The 6,547-nt window shown below is 42.0% G+C and carries 9 protein-coding genes; 5 read left to right on the top strand and 4 right to left on the bottom strand.

Going from position 1 to position 6,547, the window contains the following annotated elements; genetic code table 11:
* The first annotated feature begins 184 nt into the window (after positions 1 to 184).
* The 3 genes from QZ158_RS07270 to QZ158_RS07260 all read left to right on the top strand — a co-directional run bounded on the left by QZ158_RS07270 (position 185) and on the right by QZ158_RS07260 (position 1,874).
* Positions 185 to 652, top strand: a complete 468-nt coding sequence (locus QZ158_RS07270) for a cytidine/deoxycytidylate deaminase family protein (RefSeq protein WP_006597396.1) — start codon at positions 185 to 187, stop codon at positions 650 to 652.
* A gap of 383 nt (positions 653 to 1,035) precedes the next feature.
* Positions 1,036 to 1,566 carry a hypothetical protein gene (locus QZ158_RS07265; protein WP_293887129.1) on the top strand — a complete coding sequence of 177 codons (531 nt, stop codon included), beginning with the start codon at positions 1,036 to 1,038 and terminating at the stop codon, positions 1,564 to 1,566.
* A 56-nt stretch (positions 1,567 to 1,622) separates the two neighbouring features.
* Positions 1,623 to 1,874 (top strand): hypothetical protein, encoded by a 252-nt coding sequence (locus QZ158_RS07260; RefSeq protein ID WP_293887127.1) that lies wholly within the window; start codon positions 1,623 to 1,625, stop codon positions 1,872 to 1,874.
* 406 nt (positions 1,875 to 2,280) lie between these two features.
* Here the strand turns inward: QZ158_RS07260 and QZ158_RS07255 are convergent, their stop codons facing one another.
* From QZ158_RS07255 to QZ158_RS07240, 4 genes are read right to left on the bottom strand one after another with little or no spacing between them, the layout of a single operon-like run.
* Positions 2,281 to 3,138 (bottom strand): cysteine ABC transporter substrate-binding protein, encoded by an 858-nt coding sequence (locus QZ158_RS07255; protein WP_293887125.1) that lies wholly within the window; start codon positions 3,136 to 3,138, stop codon positions 2,281 to 2,283.
* Positions 3,139 to 3,149: 11 nt separating this feature from the next.
* A complete protein-coding gene (locus QZ158_RS07250; protein WP_293887123.1) occupies positions 3,150 to 3,908 on the bottom strand; it encodes an amino acid ABC transporter ATP-binding protein in 759 nt (252 codons plus the stop codon).
* 1 nt (position 3,909) lies between these two features.
* A complete protein-coding gene (locus tag QZ158_RS07245) occupies positions 3,910 to 4,587 on the bottom strand; it encodes an amino acid ABC transporter permease (protein WP_293887121.1) in 678 nt (225 codons plus the stop codon).
* A complete protein-coding gene (locus tag QZ158_RS07240) occupies positions 4,547 to 5,227 on the bottom strand; it encodes an amino acid ABC transporter permease (RefSeq protein WP_293887119.1) in 681 nt (226 codons plus the stop codon). The genes QZ158_RS07245 and QZ158_RS07240 overlap by 41 nt, the downstream gene beginning before the upstream one ends.
* A gap of 233 nt (positions 5,228 to 5,460) precedes the next feature.
* On the opposite strand from QZ158_RS07240, the gene QZ158_RS07235 reads away from it, so the two are divergent.
* Positions 5,461 to 5,919 carry a hypothetical protein gene (locus QZ158_RS07235; protein WP_293887117.1) on the top strand — a complete coding sequence of 153 codons (459 nt, stop codon included), beginning with the start codon at positions 5,461 to 5,463 and terminating at the stop codon, positions 5,917 to 5,919.
* 194 nt (positions 5,920 to 6,113) lie between these two features.
* Positions 6,114 to 6,547, top strand: a 434-nt coding sequence (locus QZ158_RS07230) for an S-adenosylmethionine synthetase N-terminal domain-containing protein (protein WP_293887115.1), incomplete at its 3' end; no start/stop codon positions are given.

Here is a 6,547-nt window from a genome sequence, read left to right as displayed (position 1 = left end):
AGCAGCTTTCACAGCTCTTGCAGATGCAGCTAAAGCAAAACTTGGTAAATAATTAATAAAGAGATCCGCATGGATCTCTTTTTCTTTGAGTGAAGGAATCGGCTGTGACAGTGTCATCTTTTTTTCTTGCTGATTTCGTGCTATAATGAAAAAAAATAGAAGGTTTTTGAAGGAGGACAAGACTTTGGGACATAAACGATTAGCTTGGGATGAGTATTTTGCGGCACAGGCTTTGTTAATATCGAATCGGGCAACCTGTAAGCGGGCCAAGGTGGGTGCTGTATTGGTCAAGGATCATAAGGTGGTTGCGACGGGTTACAATGGCTCTGTCTCTGGTACGGAGCATTGCTTGGATCATGACTGCCTCATGGTGGAGGGACACTGTGTTCGGACCCTCCATGCAGAGGTCAATGCGATTTTACAGGGAGCGGAACGAGGGATTCCCAAAGGTTTCACAGCTTATGTGACCCATTTCCCTTGCCTCAACTGTACCAAGCAGCTGCTTCAAGTAGGCTGCAAGCGGGTAGTTTATATTCATCAATACCGCATCGATGAGTATGCTCAATATCTCTACCGTGAAAAAGAAGTAGAGCTAGTTCATCTTCCATTGGAAGTGGTCAAAGAAGCTATTGCAGAGGCAGACTTTATTTAAGAATGGCTTGTTGTCTCACTAGCTACAATTAAAAAGAAAGCTCGTTTTTTGGTTCACGCTTCACTGATTCGTCTAGAGGAAGGAGATTGTGATGAACCGTAAAATTTGCTACCTCATTCTCTTACTAGTCCAGGTTCTTGGAGCTCTTTTTCAAGTATTTATGCTCTTATCCGGAGAGCCTGGAAATGGAGAGAATCCCTCTATCATCTGGTTGTCAATCCTTCAGATTCTTTTATGGCTACTTATTCAAGTTCTTTCTCACAGTAAAAATCTGGAAAGACCAGGGGAAGCAGGAAGGGCTTCTTATATACGCTCTCTTCCTAGTTCTCAGCATCTTTTGGCCACAAGAGGTTCCTATTGCTTTGTTTGGTACGGAGGTGGTGATGAGACTTTCTCAACTTCCAACCTTAGCGATTGTCTTGATAATGATTAATAAGGTGGAGTGGCCTCGTCTTCGTTCTTTGGTTGGTCAGGAAGGAACCTGGTATCCAATCGTTCCGTTGGTTTCCTTGGGGATCAGTATCTTACAATTGGTAGATCGGATTCCTGTTGTCCTACGCTTGTGGAATATATTGGATCATTCAAAATCTGACTTTTACTGGAGATTATTTGAAGGTGTGGATCAAGAAGTCCTGCTTATCATCTTGTTGTCTAGTTTCCTCATCATTAAGAATCAGAAGGTCCTATTTGTGCTCAGTTGCCTTTATGGTTGTTACTATCTCTCTTCTGTCATGCTAGACCTCCTTGTTTTAAAGACGACTGCACCCATTCCTTTTTACCATTCTGTCATTTCCCTTTATTTGGTATATAGACAGAAGGAAAGTTTGCAGAGCTCTTTGGGACTCGGTCAAGCTCCCTTTCGGACCAAGAAGGTGCTGCATGTGGAAATGAAGAAGAGGCAGGTGAGCGGTTAGAAAGTCAAAGAAGCTCAGACGAAGTAATCTCCGGAAATAAGGAATCTTCTTCCTTATTGTCCGATTTACTTTCTTACCCAAAACGATACGGCCATCCTAATGTATTCGTCTTGATGAAAGAAAAATTAGTCATCGCTCCTCTTGTTATGTTATTTGGGAACCAATCGGGCGACAGGGGAGAAGGAGTTGTAACAAAGGACTTAGAGGCTGGGCAGGAGAAACCTACAGTGGATATGACGGTTGAGCAAGATAAAACAATAGCCAGCAGTCACTTGAGACCTCTAGAGAGCCTGTTAACGGTGAATTAACCACTGAAGGAAATGCATCGTCTCTTTATTCTTATCTCTTTGCTCTTCCAAAATGGCTCGGTCTTACTTATTATGGCTTGGGCTTCGTCGGACTCATCTTAACCGGCCCTTTTGCCTTCATAATTTTTTATGCAACGAGTATCCATTTGATCCTATTCACCATCGGCTTTGTCTCAACCCAGTTCGCTTTGGCGATAGATTCTCGAATCTTTTGGGCTTCTGCATGTATTTTCTACGGGCTATCAGCTGTTTATGGCTTGCTGTGGCCACTACAGGTCCTCTCTGTCTGTTTAGCCATCGATGTCCTACTAGGTACTTTCTTTTGGGTGAAACGACCAAAGGATACTAAGAAAAACAGTTTTTGACAAGAAAAAAGGCTCTATCATTGCGATAGAGTCTTTATTTGTTATTTCACTTCGCCACCTTCAACAACGAGGTCATCCGCTTTTGCAACATCGCCGTAGGTTGGGTGAAGAGTTTTTTCATAAGCTTTGTGGAAGAAGTTTTCTTTTCCAAGCTTTTTAATGTCATCGTTAATGAAATCGAGGAGTTCTTTGTTTCCTTTTTGAACCGCTGGTGCGATCGTATCTGGATCACCAAGTGAAGTAATTCCAACTTCGTATCCTTTGTTTTCAAGGGCCCAGGCAAGAACTTCTGTGTTGTCTGTTGAGAAGGCATCGCCACGTCCATCTAGGAGAGCTTGATAGGCATCGCTGTATTGGTCATATTTTTGAAGTTTCACTTCTGGATGGTTCTTTTCGAAGTAGGTTTCAGCAGTAGTTCCCTTGGTTACGATCAAGGTTTTTCCTTCCAATTGTTTCACATCTGTGATGACCTTATCTTTAGGAGACACGACACCGAGTGAAACCTTCATGTAAGGAAGGGCAAAGTCTACTTGTTTCTTACGCTCATCTGTTACAGTGAAGTTGGCTAAGGTGATATCCACTTTATTAGAGATTAAGTATTCCGCACGGTTAGCCGCATCCACTGATACATATTTCGGTTTGACACCAAGGTCTTTAGCTAATTGGTTTCCTAATTCGATATCGTAACCTTGGTATGATCCATCATTATCAACATAACCAAAAGGTTTTTTGTCTCCAAAGACTGCGATACGAAGCTCGCCACTTTTCTTGATTTCTTCAATGGTACGAGCTTTAGAGCCGGTAGAAGAAGATGATGACTTGCTAGAGCCACATGCAGTGATAAAGAGCAAAGCGAGAGCGAAGGTAAAAAGAACTAAAATTGGTTTAATGAATTTCATAAAAATCTCCTTTATAGATATGAGCCAAATTGGCTAAAGTCAAATACATTTAAAAATTCTTGTGCTCGTTGGGTTTGTGGGTTGGTAAAGAAGGAGTGAGCACTTCCTTCTTCAGCAATTTTACCCTGATCCAAGAAAATGATCCGATCGGCAATGGCTTGTGCGAACTGTAACTCGTGGGTCACCAGAATCATGGTCCGTCCTTCTTGGGCCAGGTCGTTGATGAGTTCTAGGACTTCCCGGACCATCTCAGGGTCTAGAGAGGCTGTCACTTCATCGAAGAGGATAATTTCTGGATGCATGAGGAGGGAGCGGACGATGGCTACCCGTTGCTTCTGTCCACCAGACAACTGTCTTGCGTAGCTATGTTTCTTCTCTAAGAGACCGACCCGTTCCAGTAACTTTTCTGCTTCCTTGATGACTTCCTCTTTAGCTCGTCCTTGAGCTTTTGTAGGACCAAGAATCAAGTTTTGGAGGACGTCTAAATGGGGGAAGAGTTCATAACTTTGGAAGACCATCCCAATCTTTTGTCGGACCAGGTGGAAGTCTTTTTGGTTTTTGGTAATGGATTGACCATCCAAGATGATATCGCCAGCTTGGATAGTTTCTAAGCCGTTGATACAACGAAGGAGGGTACTCTTACCACAACCAGAAGGCCCCAAGACCACCACGACCTCCCCTTTTTGAACCTTGAGGGAAAGTCCTTGGAGGATAGGAGTGTCTCCAAAGGATTTTTTTAGGTCTTTAATTTCTAAAATGGTTTCAGACATATTAATTCCTCCAGTGGTTTTCTAACTGTCCTGCTAATTTGGAAATAGGGAAGCAGACAATAAAGTACAAGACTAAAATGGTTCCATAAATCCAAAAAGAAGCGTTTGGGATGGTCAGGCGGTTGCTATCGATGATTTGTTGGCCGACCTTGGTAACTTCTACAACCCCGATGAGGACCACTAAGGAGGTTGTCTTAATCATACGGGTAATCAGGTTAATAGCTTGTGGAAGCAATCGTCTGAGAACCTGTGGGATGATAATGTATCGGTATAGTTGAACCTTGCTTAATCCTAAGGCTTGTCCACTTTCAAACTGATGTTTTGGAAGAGAAGTGATGGCCCCTCGAACCAAATCCCCCATCTCAGCCGTTCCCCAAAGGGTAAAGACGATAATGGCTGAACTTTCACCAGAAATGTTTATGTTGAAATTGCGGGCCAAACCGAAGTATACGATAAAGAGCAAGACCAACTGGGGCATGATCCGAATGAATTCCAGATAAAAGCGAGTGAGCAGACGAATGACTTTTGAATGAGAAGTCATCACGATTCCGAGTAAAGTTCCAAGGATCATGGATAGGAAGACAGAGATAATGGAAATCCCAATGGTTACGCTCAAGCCTTGGAGTATCCGAAGGAGATTATTTCCCTGAAAGAGTACTTGAATTCCCGAATCCTGCATGGCGTAATCTCCTTTCTATCCAACTAAAGAGAAGTGAAATCGGTAGTAAGAGAAGTAGATAGGCAATGACCAACATGGTCAGGGCGATATCTGTCTCGTAATAGAGTCCGATCAAATCTTTTGCGACATACATGAGGTCAGCTAAAGCGACTACAGAGAATACAGAAGTCTCTTTAATCAGGAAAATGACATTGGCACTAAAGGAAGGCAGAGCCACTGCGGTCGCTTGTGGTAGGATCACATAGCGAAAGACCTGTCTGGGTGTTAGCCCAATGGAGAGACCGATTTCATGCTGGGTTTGACTGACAGCTTCTAGACCGCTTCGGAAGGACTCAGCCATATAGGAACCCCCTAAAAAGATGAGACCAATGGTTGCACAGACTTCTGAAGAAAGGACGATACCTATCCTTGGCAAGCCAAAGTAGAGGAAGAAGAGCTGAATCAAGAGCGGTGTATTTCGAGAAAGTTCGATGTAACAGCCAGCTAGTTGACTTAAAATCGGTAGACGATAATGTCGGATGATACTGACAATCAGTCCTAAAAGAAATGAACCTAAAATTCCCCATACAGCGATGTGTAAGGTCAAGAAAAAGGCCTGCTGGTAGAGTGGAAAATATTGTTCAACAATTGACCAATCCAAAAATGATTTCCTCCTCTCTAATGAGCAAGGAAAAAAGAAATGCTACCTTACTGATTAGAAAATAATAAAGTCATTGTAACACGAAAAAAATCATTTGAATAATATGGATAATTTATCAAGATGATAGATAAAATTTATCACTCATCATAGCCGATGAAATGAATCATCAAATGCGGTATAATAGGAGTAAGAAACGCCAAATAACTTAAACTTGTAAAAGAGGAGGGATAAAGATGACAGATCAAGATCCAAAGTATCAATCAAACAAAGAGCATAATAATATACCTGAGGGGGCTGTTCAGTCACCAACGATGGAACAAGGTCCAGAAAATCCAGTTCAGCCACTAATGACGGTTCAAGGCCAAGAAAAACCTGCTCCTAATACAGGGATTCTAACTTTTGTATTTTTCCTAAACATCGGCTATCTTGGACTGTTTATAGGCAGTGCTCTGATGGTCGGAGGATGGGCAATTGCCTTCCTATTCTTTTTCGGATTACATCTGATTTCTTATATTATTGCTACAGTCCTGCTTGGCATTGGAAGGATATTCGCCAGTAAGGAGATTCTATTTGTCTCTGTAGCTTTCTTTTTCATCTCTATGTTTTTAGCTGGTGATCCGGATTGGTTTCTATTTCGAATTCCATCTATCATTTCCACTATCCTTGTCTTAATAGGAACCTTGCTACTGTAAGGACTAGGGATGGATAGCGGTTTAACTACAAGAGATATAGTTTCAAACTATATCTTTTTCTTTTTATAAAAATAGGAATATTGGTGCAAAATCGTGATATAATAGTTTGGTTATATGGTCCCGATAAGGTGGTAGAAAGCATCTACCAGTTCTTTGTAACTCTATAACAATATTTTTTAAGGGGGGACATTTTTATGTCAGAACGTAAATTATTCACGTCTGAATCTGTATCTGAGGGGCATCCAGATAAGATTGCAGACCAAATTTCAGATGCTATTTTGGATGCTATTTTAGAGCAAGATCCAGAGGCGCACGTGGCTGCTGAAACAGCTGTTTATACTGGTTCAGTACATGTTTTCGGTGAAATTTCAACCAATGCTTATGTCGATATTAACCGTGTGGTTCGTGATACCATTGCAGAGATTGGTTATACCAATACAGAGTATGGTTTTTCTGCAGAGACGGTGGGAGTTCACCCATCACTTGTTGAGCAGTCACCAGATATTGCCCAAGGGGTTAATGAAGCCTTGGAAGTGCGTGGAAATGCAGACCAAGATCCACTTGATCTGATTGGAGCAGGAGACCAAGGTCTCATGTTTGGTTTTGCGGTGGATGAGACAGAAGAACT

It is taken from the genome of Streptococcus sp. A12 (assembly GCF_905372335.1).
GTDB lineage: Bacteria > Bacillota > Bacilli > Lactobacillales > Streptococcaceae > Streptococcus.
The sequence above is the reverse complement of the archived record's forward strand: the minus strand, read 5'-3'. Positions and strand labels throughout refer to the sequence as shown.